The 17,358-nt window shown below is 62.3% G+C and carries 11 protein-coding genes and 1 pseudogene; all 12 read left to right on the top strand.

Annotation, left to right across the window (positions count from 1 at the left end):
* The first annotated feature begins 94 nt into the window (after positions 1–94).
* The 12 genes and pseudogenes from AB2B41_RS18985 (at position 95) to AB2B41_RS18930 (ending at position 17,352) form a co-directional block, all read left to right on the top strand.
* Positions 95–910 (top strand): type VI secretion system accessory protein TagJ, encoded by an 816-nt coding sequence (locus AB2B41_RS18985; RefSeq protein WP_367879397.1) that lies wholly within the window; start codon positions 95–97, stop codon positions 908–910.
* Positions 903–1,400 (top strand): type VI secretion system baseplate subunit TssE, encoded by a 498-nt coding sequence (tssE, locus tag AB2B41_RS18980; protein WP_367879396.1) that lies wholly within the window; start codon positions 903–905, stop codon positions 1,398–1,400. Before AB2B41_RS18985 ends, tssE begins: the two co-directional genes overlap by 8 nt.
* 6 nt (positions 1,401–1,406) lie before the next feature.
* The gene (gene tssF, locus AB2B41_RS18975) at positions 1,407–3,284 is read left to right on the top strand and encodes a type VI secretion system baseplate subunit TssF (protein WP_367879395.1); all 1,878 of its coding nucleotides are present in this window, start codon (positions 1,407–1,409) and stop codon (positions 3,282–3,284) included.
* Complete coding sequence (gene tssG, locus AB2B41_RS18970) at positions 3,248–4,279, top strand: type VI secretion system baseplate subunit TssG (RefSeq protein WP_367879394.1); 1,032 nt, start codon at positions 3,248–3,250, stop codon at positions 4,277–4,279. The genes tssF and tssG overlap by 37 nt, the downstream gene beginning before the upstream one ends.
* A gap of 26 nt (positions 4,280–4,305) precedes the next feature.
* Positions 4,306–7,014 carry a type VI secretion system ATPase TssH gene (gene tssH / locus AB2B41_RS18965; RefSeq protein WP_367879393.1) on the top strand — a complete coding sequence of 903 codons (2,709 nt, stop codon included), beginning with the start codon at positions 4,306–4,308 and terminating at the stop codon, positions 7,012–7,014.
* A 22-nt stretch (positions 7,015–7,036) separates the two neighbouring features.
* Positions 7,037–8,632, top strand: coding sequence for a hypothetical protein (locus AB2B41_RS18960; protein WP_367879392.1), 1,596 nt, complete (start codon positions 7,037–7,039; stop codon positions 8,630–8,632).
* A 65-nt stretch (positions 8,633–8,697) separates the two neighbouring features.
* Positions 8,698–9,531, top strand: a complete 834-nt coding sequence (locus tag AB2B41_RS18955; RefSeq protein ID WP_367879416.1) for an ion transporter — start codon at positions 8,698–8,700, stop codon at positions 9,529–9,531.
* A 7-nt stretch (positions 9,532–9,538) separates the two neighbouring features.
* Positions 9,539–10,036, top strand: a pseudogene (gene tssB / locus AB2B41_RS18950) (type VI secretion system contractile sheath small subunit); the annotation flags it as partial.
* A 789-nt stretch (positions 10,037–10,825) separates the two neighbouring features.
* On the top strand, positions 10,826–14,347 hold the full coding sequence (locus AB2B41_RS18945; protein WP_367879415.1) for a type VI secretion system contractile sheath domain-containing protein: 3,522 nt from the start codon (positions 10,826–10,828) through the stop codon (positions 14,345–14,347).
* A 51-nt stretch (positions 14,348–14,398) separates the two neighbouring features.
* Complete coding sequence (locus AB2B41_RS18940; protein ID WP_367879391.1) at positions 14,399–16,432, top strand: type VI secretion system Vgr family protein; 2,034 nt, start codon at positions 14,399–14,401, stop codon at positions 16,430–16,432.
* 9 nt (positions 16,433–16,441) lie between these two features.
* Positions 16,442–17,053 carry a DUF6931 family protein gene (locus AB2B41_RS18935; RefSeq protein ID WP_367879390.1) on the top strand — a complete coding sequence of 204 codons (612 nt, stop codon included), beginning with the start codon at positions 16,442–16,444 and terminating at the stop codon, positions 17,051–17,053.
* Positions 17,050–17,352, top strand: coding sequence for a PAAR domain-containing protein (locus AB2B41_RS18930; RefSeq protein WP_367879389.1), 303 nt, complete (start codon positions 17,050–17,052; stop codon positions 17,350–17,352). Before AB2B41_RS18935 ends, AB2B41_RS18930 begins: the two co-directional genes overlap by 4 nt.
* The last annotated feature ends 6 nt before the right edge of the window (positions 17,353–17,358 follow it).

The following is a 17,358-nucleotide window of genomic DNA, read 5'->3' as shown; positions in this document are numbered from 1 at the left end:
TCCGCTGGCGCGTGCGGGCCGCTGTCCGCGCGCGCCACCCTTTTTTGATTTCTGATCCATCTCCTCGCTTTCAGCGACAAGCGGAGGCCGCTTCATGACGCCCGAAGAACATCTCAAGACCGGCGACCTGACCGCGACCCTTTCCGCCTTGCAGGACAAGGTCCGTGCGAACCCGGCCGATGCCAAGTTGCGGATCTTCCTGTTCCAGCTGCTCTGCGTCATGGGTGACTGGAAACGCGCCATCAACCAGCTCAAGCTGAGCGGCGAAATGGATGCCTCCGCGCTGATGATGGCCCAGACCTACCGCGAGGGCATCATCTGCGAGGTCTACCGCGAGAAAGTCTTCAAGGGCGAGAAAGACCCGATGATCTTCGGGGAGCCCGAACCCTGGCTGGCGCTTTTGATCGAAGCGCAGAAACTGCTGGCGCAAGGCAAACCCGCCGAGGCGGCCAAACTGCGCGAGCAGGCTTTCGACGGGGCGCCCACGACCTCGGGTACCGTCAACGGCACCGCCTTTGAATGGATCGCGGACGCCGACATGCGCCTTGGCCCGGTGCTGGAGATCGTCATCAACGGGCGGTATTTCTGGCTGCCCTTCGCCCAGATCGCCAAGCTCGAAATCGAGGAACCGACCGACCTCCGCGACGCCGTCTGGACCGCGGGCACGCTGACCCTGCGCAACGGGGGCGAGGTCGTGGCACTTATACCGACGCGCTATGCCGGCACCACGGAACGGGGCGACGACGCCGCCAAGCTCGCGCGCGCAACCCATTGGGAGGACGCGGGGGGCGAGACGTTCCTCGGCATCGGCCAGCGGCTCCTTGCCACCGACGAGGACGACATCGCGCTTCTCGACATCCGCGAATTGGTGCTTCACCACGAAACAGAAGAGGCGGGCGGGGATGAGTGACAAGCTGCTCGCCGAACGCTTGCAGCCCTCGCTGCTGGACAGGTTGACCGACGAAGCGCCGACCGAAAAGAAAGAGGCACGCACCAACCGCGCCATCGACATCACCCGGCTGCGCGAGATCATCAAGCGAGACCTTTCGTGGCTCTTGAACACGAACAACGTCGAATCCTCGATCGACGTGAAGCGCTTTCCGAATGTCGCGCGGTCGGTTCTGAATTACGGGGTGCGCGAGGTCGCGGGCGAATATTCGACCACCGAGCGCGCGGAGCTGATCCGCAAGTCGATCCTCAAGGCCATCGCGCTGCACGAGCCGAGGATCATCGCGGGATCGACCGTAGTGGAGCTGCGCACGGAGGACAAGAAGGGCGAGACCCAGATCGCCTTCGACATCCACGCCGACATGTGGGCGCAACCAGTGCCGCTTGAACTTTACCTGCGCAGCAAGGTGGACGTTACCTCGGGCGAGGTAACGCTGGACAGGGTGATCTGATAGACAATGGATACACGGCTGCTCAGACATTACGAAAACGAACTCGCGTATATGCGGGACATGGGCGCCGAGTTTGCCGATGCCTATCCCAAGATAGCGGCGCGTTTGGGCATGGAAGGGGTCGAAGTGCTCGACCCGTATGTGGAGCGGCTTCTGGAAGGGGTGGCGTTCCTGTCCGCGCGGGTCCAGCTCGAGCTCGAGCTGCAGTTCCCTGTCTTCACCTCGCACCTGCTCGAGATCATCTATCCCCATTACCTTGCGCCGACACCGTCGATGATGATCGCGCAACTGGTCCCCGATGCCGCCAACGCGGGTCTGAAAACCGGATACGTCCTGCCGCGCAACACCGCCCTGCGCAGCCGCCTTCTGGAAGGCGAACAAACGGCCTGCGAATTCCGCACCGCGCATAAGGTCACGATGTGGCCGATCTCGATCACCGAGGCGGAATACATCGACAGCAGGGGCGGCCTGATTGCCGCCGGGGTAGGGGCAGACACCAAGGCCCGCGCCGGTATCCGGCTGCGCCTCAAGCGGATGGACAGCGATTCCATCGCCGATCTGAAGATGGATGAGCTCACGCTTTACCTCGACCGCCAGTCGGGACGCAGCTGGCAACTGCACGAACTCCTGTGCACCCAAACCGTCGGCCTTGCGGGCCGGTCCTCTGACCGGCGCGCGGACTGGAACCTGTCGCTGCCCAAGGGCGCGCTGACACAGGTCGGTCTCAGCCGCGATGAGGCGCTTCTGCCGACCCCCCGCCGGTCCTTCGACGGCTATCGCCTGTTGCAGGAATATTTCGCGATGCCCGAGCGGTTCCTTTTCGTCAAACTCTCCGGCCTGCAACCCGCCCTGCGCAAGGCAAAGGGCGCAGAGGTCGACATCTACATCCTTCTTGGCGAGGGCAACAAGGACCTCGCCCCGGCGATCACGCCCAAAGCCTTCGCGCTCAATGCCGTGCCAGCCGTCAATCTCTTCCGTAAGCGCTGCGACCGGGTCCATGTGTCGTCAAAGGACGTGGAACAACACATCGTTCCCAACCGGACGGCGGGCCTCGATTTCGAGATCTACAGCATCGAATCCGTTACCGGTATCAGCGGCGACGGCTCGGACGACGTGGTGTTCCGCCCGTTCTATTCCGCGACCGATTTCACCGCCGCCGGGGACGTGCATTCGGCCTATTACACCCAAAGCCGAAAGATGCGCCAACGCAGCGAAAAGGAACGCCTGCGCGGTGTGCGTACATCCTACCTTGGTTCCGAGGTCTATCTCTCTCTGGTGGATCGCAAACAGGCGCCCTATTCCGCTAAGCTCGACCAGCTGGCGGTGACGGCGATGTGCACCAATCGCGATCTGCCGATGCTTCTGTCGGTGGGCGACGACGATGTGTTTCACCTGCCCGACGGCGGGCCGGTCAAGGCGGTGCGCACGCCCATCTCGCCGACACGTCCCAACCCGACGCTTGCCCAGGGCGATACGGCCTGGCGGCTGATCAGCCACCTGTCGCTCAACTATCTTTCGATCGCACAGACCGACGAGGGCAGCTCGGCCGAGGCGCTGCGCGAACTCATCGGCATCTACGCGCCGCTCGGCAACCGGGTGACGGAAAAACAGCTCGAAGGGATCACCAAGGTTTCCAGCAGACCCATCGTGCGCCGGATGAGCGACGAGGTGCTCTCGACCGCCGTGCGCGGACTCGAGATCACGATCGAATTCGACGAGACCTTTTTCGAAGGCACCAGCGTCTACCTGCTGGGTGCCGTGATGGAGCGGTTCTTCCGCAAATATGCCACCATCAACAGCTTTACAGAGACTGTCCTGAGGACGGAAAGGCGCGGGGAAATTGCCAGATGGCGACCGACGAGCGGGCTGGGCCAGATACTCTAGGCCATTTCGCCAAGCTGGCGGAAGAGCCTGAAAAACATCACGTTTTTCAGGCCATGCGTGTCATTGACGCGGCCTATCCGGACGCGCCGCGCCTCGGCGAAAGCCGCCGCCCCCGTCAGGATCGCGTGCGCCTTGGTCAGAACCCGGAACTGTCCTTCCCGCCCACCACCATCGAAAGCTTCAAGCCGGGCACGGACACGGTACCGGGGCGCCTTATCAACCGGTTCTTCGGCCTCTTCGGCCCACAGGGCCCTCTGCCCCTGCACTTGACGGTCTACGCCCGCGACCGCCAGCGCAATCAACGCGATACGACCATCGTCGCCTTCGCGAATATGCTCACCCACCGGATGATGAGCCTGCTCTACCGCGCGTGGCGCAGCGGGCAGCCGGCAGCAAGCTTCGACAGGGGCGACGACGAATTCGAACGTCGCGTCGCTGCCCTTGCGGGCTACCACGGCCCCGGGCTTCAGGACCGCGACGCGGTGCCGGATCTTTCGCGCCGCCATTTCGCAGCCTTCCTTTCTCAGGGCTCCAAGAACCCCGACGGGCTGATTTCCTTCCTCGGCGCCTTCTTCGACGTCGATGTCCAGATCGAACCATTCATCGGCTCGTGGCTGCGTCTTGAACCGGACGACTGCTGGGAGCTAGGCCGCCCCGTGGGCCTCGGCCAGACCACCAGCATCGGCAGCCGTGTCTGGAGCCGCTCGGCGAAATTCCGCATCCGTATCGGACCGCTGAGCCGGGAACGCTACGAACGCTTCCTGCCCGGCACGCCAGGCTGGGAACGGCTGGAAGCCATCGTGCGGAGCTACATCGGCGACACGCTGGATTGGGAGGTCCAGCTTGTTCTAAGGGGCGAGGAAGTGCCACGCGCCGTGCTGGGCGGGACAACCCGACTGGGCCAGACCTCCTGGGTGGAACCGAAGAACGAAACCGACGAACCGCGCCCGGATGCCGAGGACCTGTTTCTCACACCGCAGCGCCGGGTCGCGTGAAAGAAAAGAAGTAAGGGGAGACGAACATGACAGAGATCAGCAGGGTCGCCTTGTTCGGCAAGTTGAACAGCCTTGGCTACAAGGCGGTCGAGGGGGCCACGGTTTTCTGCAAGATGCGCGGCAACCCCTACGTGGAGGTGGTGCACTGGCTGCACCAGATCCTCAACGGTCAGGACAGCGATATTCACCGTATCGTTGCCCACTACGATCTCGACCCCGGCAAGATTGCCGCCGAGATGACGCGCTTTCTCGACGGTTTGCCGCGCGGCGCTTCGGCCATCTCCGACCTTTCCGATCATCTCATGGACGCGATGGAGCGCGGCTGGGTCTACGGCTCGCTACTGTTCTCTTCCTCGCAGGTGCGCACCGGGCATCTGCTGCTGGGCATGCTCAAGACACCGGCGCTGCGGAATATCCTCAGCTCCATCTCGCCCGAGCTTGCGCGGATCAAGCCCGACGATCTGGCCGAGAATTTCAACGATGCGACCGACGGTTCCCCCGAGGAACGGCTTGGGGCGCAGGACGGCTCAAAGACCGGCGGCGGGGTCGAGCCAGGCGAGGCGTCCGGTGCCATGTCACCGGCCCAGATGGGCAAGGGCGAGGCGCTCAAGCAATTCTGCACTGACCTCACCGAACAGGCCCGCAACGGAGAGATTGACCCGATCGTTGGCCGAGACGAGGAAATCCGACAGATCGTCGATGTTCTCATGCGCCGCCGCCAGAACAACCCGATCCTGACGGGCGAGGCCGGGGTGGGCAAGACGGCTGTGGTCGAAGGGTTCGCCCTGCGGATCGCGCGCGGCGACGTTCCGCCCGCCTTGCAGGACGTGCGCTTGCTGGTGCTGGATGTGGGCCTTCTGCAGGCAGGCGCCTCGATGAAGGGCGAGTTTGAGAACCGCCTGCGTTCCGTCATCGACGAGGTACAGGCCAGCCCCACTCCAATCGTTATGTTCGTAGATGAAACCCACACGCTCGTCGGGGCAGGGGGGGCCGCCGGCACCGGCGATGCCGCAAACCTGCTCAAGCCCGCGCTTGCACGCGGTACGCTCAGAACCATCGGTGCGACCACATGGGCCGAGTACAAAAAGTATATCGAGAAAGACCCGGCCCTTACCCGTCGCTTCCAGGTGGTCCAGGTCGATGAACCCAGCGTGCCAAGGGCCGTAATGATGATGCGCGGTATCGCATCAATGCTGGAAAAACATCATAAGGTCCAGGTTCTTGACGAAGGCATCGAAGCAGCCGTCTCGCTCTCCGCACGCTATATCCCCGCGCGCCAACTTCCTGATAAATCTGTCAGCGTTCTTGATACCGCCTGTGCCCGCGTGGCGGTCAGTCAGCATGCGGTGCCTGCCCAAGTAGACGATGCGCAGCGCAAGATCGAGGCGCTCGAGACCGAGCTCGACATCATTGACCGGGACGAGACCGCCGGTTTCGACGTCACCGAACGCCGCGCCAAGGTCGAGGCCGAAAAGGCCGAGGTTGCTGAGCGGCTCAAAGAACTCGAAGCCTCTTGGGAAAAGGAAAAGGAAATCGTCACCGAAATCCTTGAACTGCGCGAACAGCTGCGCGCAGGCGGTGCAGCGGTAGAGGAGGGGGCGGAGATTGCCCCTGAGGGCGGCGATGACGCTCTGGATGAAAAGACCCGTGCCGAGCTGATGGAAAAGCTCAAAGACGCCAACAAGCGTCTTGAAGAAGCGCAAGGCGAAGACCCGCTGATCTTGCCCATCGTGGATGCGCAAGCAGTGGCGAGCGTTGTCGGCGACTGGACCGGCATCCCCGTGGGTCGCATGGTTCGCGACGAAATCGACACAGTGCTGCACCTCGAAGAACACCTCGCCAAGCGGGTGATCGGGCAGGACCACGCGATGAAGATGATCGCCAAGCGCATCCAGACCAGCCGCGCGGGTCTCGACAATCCCAACAAACCTATCGGTGTCTTCCTGCTTGCCGGTACATCCGGCGTTGGTAAGACCGAAACGGCGCTTGCGCTGGCCGAGGTGCTCTATGGCGGCGAACAGAACGTTATCACCATCAACATGTCGGAGTATCAGGAGGCGCATACCGTCTCCAGCCTCAAGGGCGCGCCTCCGGGCTATGTCGGCTACGGCGAGGGCGGCGTGCTGACCGAGGCGGTGCGGCGCAAACCATACTCCGTCGTATTGCTGGATGAGGTCGAGAAAGCCCACCCCGACGTGCACGAGATCTTCTTCCAGGTCTTCGACAAGGGCGTGATGGAGGACGGCGAGGGGCGTCTGATTGACTTCAAAAACACTCTTATCCTGCTCACGTCCAACGCCGGTTCCGACCTAATCATGGACCTCTGCAGCGACCCTGACCTGCTGCCCGAACCTGATGGCATCGCCAAGGCGCTTCGCGAACCACTCTTGAAGATTTTCCCTGCTGCCCTTCTCGGCCGCCTCGTGACGATCCCCTACTACCCACTCAGCCCACAGATGATCGCCGAGATCACCAAGCTGCAGCTGAACCGAATCAAAAAACGCGTGGAAGAAACCCACGACGTGCCATTCAACTACACCGACGACGTTGTGCAACTGATCGTCGATCGCTGCCAGGAACTCGAAAGCGGCGGCCGGATGATCGACGCCATCGTCACCAACACCATGCTGCCCGACATTTCGGCCGAATTCCTGCGCAGGATGATGGAGGGCGAGGCTGTCCACAGCGTCACCATCGACGTCAAGGACAGCGATTTCGTCTATAATTTCGACTGATCAGAACAGGGGAGGTTTTGACATGAAGAAAGGCGCAACACCGGAATTGGATTCCAAGTGGTGGTCTAAAAACAAGGCAAAGACGATGAAAAAGTCGGGCCTCGGCGCGGAACTCAAAAGCTTTGAGACCCTCAAGGCCAAGGCTGAGCTTTCCGGACAGACCGATGCCGAGATAGCAAAGGCCTACGCGGATACGCTCAAGCAGCTCAAGGTCGTGAAAACCAAAATCCCCGTCGCCATCAAGGCCTGTAATGACAAGCTCCACAAGGATACGGTCGAAGCGCTCAAGAAATACCCCAAGATCATTCAGGCCGAGGAAACGCGCCTGACACAGCTGGCCAAGGACTACGCCGCTAAGGCCAAAGGCGGCGGCAAGAAGGACGATGCGACCGCACCCAAGCAGAAGAAGGGCAAGCCCGGCAAGATCTGGGGCAAGAACGTCTGGACCGAGCTTGCCAAAGTCTACAAGACCGACTGGATCAAGCAGGCCAAGGGTGGCGATTTGGAGCTAGTACTGAACTCGGACATCATTGACGTGCTGGAGGATGAGGGCGATTACGTCACTCCCCAGCAGATGGTCGACGACTGCAACGCGCTCTTCAAACGCCTGCTGAAGGATGTGGTCGACACCGCGCGCAAGATTGACGCGGCGGTGGGCAAGAAAACCCCACAAGAGGTCGACAAGCTGCGCGAGAATTTCGCTCCGATGGTCAACCGCTTCGTGGCATCCTACAAGGCAGATTTCGAAAAGATTCCGAAGGTCCGCTGGGCCAAGTTCCAGGCGCGCAAGACTGCCTACAAGAACTACCAGATCGAAACCGGCCTCAAGATCACCCAGTCCACGCTTGGCGTCGCCGGAGCGGCCGCCGGGATCGTCGGAACTGGTGGCGCGGGCCTTGTGCTGGGAATCGTCGGCCTCGTGCGGTCGGTGGCCGCACTGGCCAAGGAAATCCACAAAGCCGCGCAAGAGGCCGAAACCGTGGGCAAGGCGCTGGTCAAGGACCTCAATACCTTGCAAGTGCGCTACCGCACGGCAGAGGGGCAGGCCAAGAAAACGCAAGGGGCCGCGGAAGTGGGCGGCAGCGTGCTAAAGGGCATCCTGGGTGTCGACGCACCCTTTATCGCCACGCTGCCCAAGTGCGACGACAACTTCACGCTCTGGGGCAACAAGGTCGACGGCCTGTCTGTCAAGGCGCGCAAGACATCCGCCGACGTCATGAAGGGGATCAAGGCCTGCGAGGCGCTGGAAACCAAGCTCAAGAATGCCTCCGACAAGAAGGCCCAGAAGATCTACCAGAACCTGCGCAAAGCGCGCGTCGGGCTGTCGTCCGCCCTCGACGGCACAAGCGACCTAATGGGCCGCGTCACCAAGGAGGACAAGGCGCGCCCGGTGGTCAAGAAGGTGCTGGAAGAGCTGAAATCGACCAACCCGAAATACGCCGATGTCTTTGACCGCGCCTTCCCGGCGCTGGTGAACCTCGGCCTTGCTGGGGCCAGCGCCGGGGTAAGCTATGCGGATGCGACGGCCAAGACACTCGACCACGTCAAAACGTCTCTTGGCCTCTTCAACGACATCGCCAGCGAAGGGCAAAGCCAACTGGAGGCAACACTGGGGTGACAGATGTGACGGAACGGGCGGCCAAGCCGGACGACAACACGCTGGTCTCGATGGACCGGGAGAAGATGAGTGCCAACCGCCGCAAGGTCTACGACCTGGTGGAAAGCAGCACATTCAAGAACGCCATCATGGGCGTAATCATCCTCAACGCGATCACGCTGGGCATGTCCACCTCGCAGTACCTGATGGGCCAGATGGGCGGCGTGCTGTCGATGACCGACAACGTCGCCCTGACCATATTCGTGGGCGAGCTGCTGCTGAAGTTCTACGCCTACCGGCTCGCCTTTTTCCGTTCCGCTTGGAACATCTTCGACCTGCTGGTCGTGGGTCTGGGCCTTTTGCCACGCCAGGAGGGGCTGTCGGCGCTGCGGGGTCTCAGGGTCATCCGCGCCATGCGCCTTCTGTCGGTGGTGCCGCAGATGCGGGCGGTGGTTCAGGCCCTGCTGGACGCGCTGCCCGGCATGGGCGCGGTGATCGTGATGATCTCGATCGTGTTCTACGTCTTCGGTGTGATGGCGACGCTGATGTATGGCGCGTCCTTCCCCGACTGGTTCGGCACGCTGGGCCGGTCGCTTTATTCGCTGTTCCAGATCATGACGCTGGAAAGCTGGTCGATGGGTATCGTCCGACCGGTGATGGCGCAATACCCGTCGGCCTGGGCCTTCTTCGTGCCCTTCATCGTCATCACCGCCTTTTCCGTTCTCAACCTTTTTATCGGCCTGCTGGTCAACACCATGCAGGGCGCGGTGGAGGAAGAGCAGGAAAGGGAATTCGAGGACCTGCGCAAGCTCGTCAAGGACGAGACGGACGTCGTGGACGCCCATGTCCTGTCCCTGACGGACGAGGTCAAGGCGCTGCGCGCCGAGATCAGCGCGCTCAGACGGGAGGGGGGCTACTAGCGCAAAGATGTCCAAGAGCTCGCAGAAATTCATCGCGCGCAACCGCGCGCCCCGCGTCCAGATCGAATACGATGTGGAGCTGTACGGGTCCCAGAAAAAGGTGCAGCTGCCCTTTGTGATGGGCGTGATGAGCGATCTTGCGGGCAAGTCGCATGTCGATCAGGGCTCTGTCTCGGACCGCAAGTTTCTCGAGATCGACGTCGATAATTTCGACGAAAGAATGCGCGGCATGGCGCCCCGCGCCGCCTTCACCGTACCCAACACGCTGACCGGGGAAGGCAACCTGTCCGTCGATCTGACGTTCGAGAAGATGTCGGATTTCGAACCTGGCGCCATTGCCGCCCGCGTCGGTGCCCTGCGCCCGCTGCTCGAGGCGCGCCAGCAGCTCACGAACCTGATGACCTACATGGACGGCAAGACCGGTGCTGAGGAGCTGATCGAGAAAGTCCTGGGCGACAAGGCGCTCCTCACCGCACTCGCCGCCGCACCTGCCACCCAATCGGACGGGCAGGGCACAGCCCTCGACGCCCTTCGCGCGGTGGAAGTTCCCGGGGAGGCCGAACGGAACGGTCACGAAGCCGCTCTGGATGCGCTCCGCTCGACCCCGGTGCCCGAAGCGCCCGAGGAGGACGGGTCGGACGCCGCCCTCGATGCACTCCGCGCAGCCCCGATACCGGACGCCGAAGAGGTGGACGACGGCGCCTCGGCGTTCGACGCATTGCGCGCTACCGAGGTTACCGAGGAGGCACCTGACACCACGACCGATACCGCGCTCGATGCCCTGCGCGCGATCCCCGTGCCGGAGGGGGAGACGGAGGATGACGGCAGCGCTGCCCTAGACGCCCTGCGCGATCAGGAAATCGCCGAAGAACCCGACGACGACAGCGCCGCGGCCCTCGATGCCCTTCGTTCGGTTGAGGTTGAAGACAGACATGACGACACCTCTGCCGCCACCCTCGATGCGCTCAGAGACGCCAAGATCAACGAAACGCCCGAACCAGACAAAACCGGCGCGGCCCTCGATGCTTTGAAAGCCGTCGATGTCCCGGACGGTCCCGGGGACGACGGCCAGGAAGAGGCCCTGGATGCCTTGCGCGCGGTGGAAGTGGCGGAGGTTTCGGATGACGACCCGGACCAGGCGCTCGATGCGCTCAGGGACGTCGATCTGCCCGAAGACGATGACACTGATACAAGCGGCGCCGCCCTCGACGCCCTGCGCGCGGTCGAGGTGCAGGATGCGCCCAAGGAAGACGACAGCGACGCGATCCTCGCCGGGATCGACACCGTGGAGGAAATGCCCGAGGACGATGGCACCGACGACATCTTCGCCGCCATCGAAGCCCCTGATATCGCGGAAGAAAAGGATGCCTCGGACGCCGTGCTTGCAGGGATCGAGCCGGTGACGACGGTCGGGGAGCCCGATGGCACCGATGACGCGCTCGCCAGTCTCGAGGCCCCGGAAGCGCCCGAGCAGACCGAGACGGCAGACGATATCCTCGCGTCGATCGAAGCGCCCGAGGACATCACCAGCACCGACGACGTGCTTTCCTCCATCGAAGCGGTCGAGGAACCGGAGGAGGAGACCGACGATCTCGACGCGGCTCTCGCAGGATTGGAGGCTCCTGAAGAGATCGCCGAGGACGATGGTATCGACGATATCCTCCCCGGGATAGAAAGCGACGAAACTCCCGAGCCCGAGGATGATGCGGAGGATATCCTCGCGGGCATCGAAGTGCCTGAACCGCAGGAAGAGACGGTGGACGTCGACGCGCTCTTGGCTGATATCGAGACGCCCGAGACCGTCGAACCGGAAGAACGCGCCGAGGATGTGCTCGCGTCCATCGAACCGGTCAGCGAGACCGCGGAGGAGACCGACGACCTCGACGCTCTCCTCGCTGGCATCGAGACCCCGGAAGAGACAGCACTGGAGAACGATAACGACGACATCCTGGCCTCCCTCGAACCCGTGACGGAGCCCGAAAAGGAGGTCGACGACCTCGACGCGCTGCTTGCCGACATTGAAGTGCCGGAAGAGGACATATCGGAGGACAATACGGACGACGTCCTTGCCTCCCTCGAACCCGTAGCAGAGACCGAAGAGGAAACCGACGATCTCGACGCGCTGCTCGCTGACATCGAAACACCCGAAGAGACCAACGACACGCTGGACATGGAGGCAACGCCCGCCGGGATCGAAGCCGTCGAGGAAACTCCCGAGCCTGCCGCGACCGATGATCTCGACGCCCTCCTCGCCGATCTTGAGACCCCTGCAGAAACCGAACCGGAGGACGACACAGACGACGTCCTCGCCTCCCTCGAACCCGTGGCAGAGACCGAAGAGGAAACCGACGATCTCGACGCCCTCCTGGCCGATATCGGGGTGACAGAGGATGCTCCAGAAGAGACAGGTGCCACGAGCACGGGCGCAGAATCCGGAACAGTTGAAGATATCCTCGCCGAGCTGGAACCGGAGCCCGTTGCCGAGCCGCAGTCGGAGCCCGACGATCTCGATGCCCTCTTGGCCGACCTGGGCACGGAAGACATGCCGCAGGCGGAGGCTTCCGATGACCTCGACAGCGTTCTGGCCGATCTCGACCCCGAACCGCTCGCCTCGGACACTGAGACGGTGCAGGACGACGCGGGCGATGATCTCGATGCGCTGCTGGCCGATATCGGCGGCGATGATGCTACCGCCTCCACAGACCCTGCCGAGGACGATCTCGACGCGCTTCTTTCGGGTCTCGATGGCGAGCCCGACATTGCGGACCCGCCCGGCGATCCTTCCGACGACCCCGAGACATTCCTTGCCGACTTTGACCCAGCCGCGACAAGCGCACCTGCATCCGAGCCCGAAACCGATCCGGCGGACGATCTTGACGCCCTGCTTGCGGGCCTTGACGACGGCGAAGAGAGTGCAGCACCGGCGGAGGTGGGCGACGACCTCGATGCGCTGCTGGCCGATCTGGACAGCGATACGCCCGCGGCAGGAGAGGACGACCTCGACGCGCTCCTTGCCGGGCTCGAAGATGAACCCGCAACCGCGGCGGGCGACGATCTCGACGCGCCCCCTGAAACGCCTGCGGCACCCGCCGCTGCTGCGACTGCCGAAAGCGTTGAACCGGAACTGGCCTTCGGCACGATGAGCTCCGACAGACCTGACGCGCAAAAGCTCAACCGGAAGCGGTTCCGCCTCGCGATCCTTGGCGATTTCACCGGCCGCGCCGCGCGCGGCCAGATCGAGGTGGGCGATGCGCTTGCCAGCCGCGCGCCTATCCTGCTCGACCCCGATACCGTCGAAGAGGTGATCGAGGGTTTCGGCACGACGCTGATCCTGCCCATCGGCAAGGATGGCGCGGGTGTCGAGGTGAAACTCGGCGGTCTCGACGATCTGCACCCGGATGAACTTTACGAAAAGGTCGGACTTTTCTCCGCCCTGCGGGACCTCAAGACCCAACTCAGCCACGGCGGCACGGCGGAACAAGCCGCCAAGACCCTCATCGCCTGGGGCGAGGCCCATGGCCGGGCGGTGGCGCCGCCCCGGGCGGTTTCGGGCGGCAATACCGTGCGCGCCGATCTCAAGCTCAGCGATTTCCAGCGCCTCATCGGCGACACCGGGGGGCAGCTGAAAGAGTCCTCTCCCATCGACGATCTGCTGGCACGCGTCGTGGGGCCCCACATCCGCAAACTGCCCGATCCCAATGTCACGGCCATGGCCGAAGCGGTTGACGAGGCGCTCTCGGGCGCGATGCGGCTGATCCTGCACCATCCCGAATTCCAGTCGGTCGAGGCCCAGTGGCGCGCGCTCGACCTCATCGCGCGCAGTATCGAGACGGACGATACACTCGACGTGATGCTTTACGATGTCTCGGCCGAGGAAATCGCGGCGGATCTCACGCAGTCGGACGATCTGTCGCAAAGCGGCCTTGCCCGCCTCTTGACCGAAGCACCGCTGGACGAGGAAACCGGGCGCGGCGGCTATTCCGCCCTGATCGGCATGTATACCTTCGAGGAAACGCCGCCCCACGCGCAGCTTCTGGGCCGGATCGCCCGGGTCGCGGCGCACGTGGATGCACCCTTCTTCGCTGCGATCGCGCCGGGCTTCATCGAAACCCCCAAGAAAGACCGGCATCCGCTTGTCGCCAGCGAATGGGACACGTTGCGCGCCATGCCCGAGGCCGGGCACCTTGGGCTCGTGACGCCGCGCTTCCTGATGCGCAGGCTCTACGGGGCCAAGACGGAACCGATCTACGAGTTCGAATTCGAGGAATTCACCCAGCACGCGGGCCTTTCCGGCATGCTCTGGGCGAACCCCGTGGTGCTGGTGGCGATATTGCTCGCCCGGTCGTTCAAGGAAAACGGCCCCTCCATGGGACTGGGAGAGATCATGTCGCTGGGCGACATGCCCTACCACTTCATCACGGACCAGTACGGGGACCAGGTCGCGCTACCCTGTACGGAACGTAACCTGACGCTCGACAAGGTCGAAACGGTACTGGGGCGTGGCTTGATGCCGGTCATTTCGGTCAAGGGGCGTGACGATATCCGGCTGGGATCTTTCCAGTCGCTCGCGGGAGGCGAGATACTCGGGCCGTGGAGCGGGGTTGCCCCACCACCGCCATCGCCTCCGCAACCGCCCAAGGCCAAGCCCGAGACCGTGGCCGAAGAGGGCGAAGAAGACGCGGACACCGCATCCATCGACGATGACCTGGACGATTTGTTGGCCGGCTTCGATCTCGATGCGGCGGATGCAGACGAAGACCAAAGTAATGATGATGAGATGGATGCCGAACTGGCAGCGCTGCTTGCCGACCTGTGAGCGGGGAAATTACGCCCCGTGTCGGCCGCGCCTATTTGAAGGAAATTTCTGATGACCGTCAGTAAGCCAAGAAAAGACGCCTCGACATGGATGTCGGGCACTTACACAACCGACAAGCTCCGCCTCAAGCGGGGCATCGTCAAGGAAAAGCTCAGCACGCTCACCGAGACAACGATCGAGTTTCTGGCCCAGAAGACCGAGGTCAAGCTCAGCGATTTCGTGGGCAAGATCATGACCCTCCACGTCCAGCAGGAAGGTTCCGACAACGGGCGTATGTTCACCGGGACCTGCATCTCGGTCGAGGCCATGGGCATGCGCGACCAGCAGGATCATTTCGTGGCCCATGTGCGCCCCTGGTTCTGGATGCTGACCGTCGCGCACAACACCCGCGTGTTTCAGGACAAGACCGTGATCGAGATCATCGAAGAGGTGCTGGGCGATCACGGCTTCTCCGATTACGAGGTCAAGACATCCGAAACCTACCCGACCCGCGAATATTGCGTGCAATATCGCGAGACCGATTTCGCCTTCCTGTCACGGCTGATGGAGGAGGAGGGGATTTACTACTTCTTCGACTACACCGAGGCTATGGAGAGGAACGAAAAGCTCATCATCTGCGATGGCGTCACTGCGCACAGGGATCTCTCCAATGCCGAGATCAAATTCAAACCGAAAGACGGCTCGGACAAGAAATCCGAGGAATCCATCGGCGAATGGGCCGCGGCGCAATCGGTGACGCGGGGCAAGGTCAGCCTGGTCGACTACGACTTTGAAACGCCGTCAGTGCGCCAGCTCGAGACGACCGAAATGCGGACCGGAAGCCATAACCACAACGGTTACGAATGGTATGACAAGCCCGGTCACTACAGGGGCGATGCCGACCTGGGCAAAACCCGCTCGCGCGTGCGGGTCGAGGCCGACGCGATCCGCCATGTCACCTCGCGCGGGGCAGGCAACGCCCGTGACTTCGGGACCGGTTTCCTGTTCAAGCTGATCGAACATCCCGAAGAGCTCAACAATGTCGAGTATCTGATCACGGAATGCGTACACTACGTGCAGGATTCGGAGGAACAATCGGAAAGCGAGATGTGGTTCGCGGTCGAGCCAGAGAACATCGAGTTCCCCGAAGAGGTCAAGGACGACTACTCTTTTGTCTTCGGCGTGGTCCCCAAGTCCAATCAGTATCGCGCCCCCTTCGTCACCCCCTGGCCCAACGTGCCCGGCATCCAGATCGGCGAGGTCGTGGGGCCCGAGGGTAAGGAAATCTATACTGATAAATACGGTCGCATAAAGATAAGGTTCCGTTGGGACAGGGTGAACCTCGCCAATGAGAGCGCCTCCTGCTGGATCAGGTATGTGTCGCATTGGTCAGGCAATAACTGGGGGTTCATGTCCTTCCCGAGAGTCGGACAGGAAGTTCTGGTGATGTTCGAAGACGGCGATCCCGACCGGCCCATCTGTACAGGCATGATGTACAATGCCGACAAGATGCCGCCCTTCGAGGTAGAAACCGAAGAGACCCGCACCGGTCTGGTGACCAGATCATCGCCCGGCGGCTCTGCCACGACGTTCAACTCGCTGATGTTCGAGGATGACATCGGCAACGAATACGTCCACTTCCAGTCCCAGAAGGACTACCAGATGGTGGTCAAGGACAGCGCGCAGATCACGATCGGGGACGATGGGGTGAATGTCTCACCGGAAGCGCATGACGTCGATCCGGGCAGCCTGCTGCAGACGGTCAAGCAGCATGTCACCGAGATCGTCCAGGAAGGCAACAAGAGCGAAACGGTTGACCAGGGAACGCTCGACCTGACAGTTGAAGGCGACCGGACGGAGGTCGTCCGCACTGGTGCCATGACCCTCGATATCTCCTCAAGCAGCCTCGATGTGACTGCCGCAACGACAATCCTCATCGAGGCACAGCAAAGTATCACGCTTAAGGTTGGCGAGACACAGATCGAGCTGACACAGACTGGAATCACGATATCAGCACCCCTCTCGGTCGAAGCCAAAGCCCTCAACACCACGGTGAAGGGCGAGGCGATGTTGACCCTGAATGGCGGCTTGACCAAGATAAACTAGGGCTGTGCGATGAGCGAACGATTCAAAAATATGTCCAAGGCGTCGAAGGAGCCGGCGGCAAAGCTGCTGTCTCTCACGAACACCCGCCTCAAGACACCCATCGACGCCCCCGTCGCCGCCCTGGCTGAAGAGGTGCTGATCGAACTCGATGGCAAAGGTGCCATGGTCGACGTGCTGCGCCTGATGTCCATCATTCTGCCCCCGCGCGAAAGGGTCTGGTGGGCCTGTCTGGCGGCAAGGGATTTCATCGGGCCGAAGTCCGACAAGGACCCCAAGCCACTGGCGACCTCCGAGGAGTGGGTATTCAAACCCACCGAGGAGAACCGCGAAAGCGCCCGGCTGTCGATGGACGATGCCTATATCGACGACGACACGGTCAATATCGCGATGGCGGTGCTCTATGCGGACGGCACGCTGGGACCCGCTGATCTGGCCGAATTTCCCGCGCCGGCGGGAGCGGCCGAAACCTGTGCCTTTGTCATGAATATCGTGGCGCTGAACAAGAAACCTGATACGTTTCAAGAATATGGACAGTTTCTGATCGACCGGGCGGTGGATATCGCGCGTGGCGGTAATGGCCGTATCAAAGGGGCCAAGAACGAAAAGGAGGGCGCACTATGAGTTACCCCGCCGCACGGATAACGGATATGCATCTGTGCAATGCGCCAGTACCTCCGCCGGCCGCCTCCCCTCCCGCTCCAACCCCGCTGGTATTCGTGGGGGCAGCTACTGTCCTAATCGGAAACCTGCCCGCTGCGCGCGTGGGGGACAATGCAGCACTTGGCGTGCCACACCCGATCGCAAAAGGGTCGGCCACGGTTCTCACAATGAGCATGCCGCAAGCCAGGGTGATGGATAACCTGGCCTGCGGCGGGCTTATCACGCCGCCATGCTGTCCCACCGTACTCGTGGGGGGCTGAACCAAG

It is taken from the genome of Sulfitobacter sediminis (genome assembly GCF_040811725.1).
In the GTDB taxonomy this organism is placed as follows: Bacteria; Pseudomonadota; Alphaproteobacteria; order Rhodobacterales; family Rhodobacteraceae; genus Sulfitobacter; species Sulfitobacter sediminis.
This window is presented reverse-complemented; position numbering and strand designations above follow the sequence as displayed.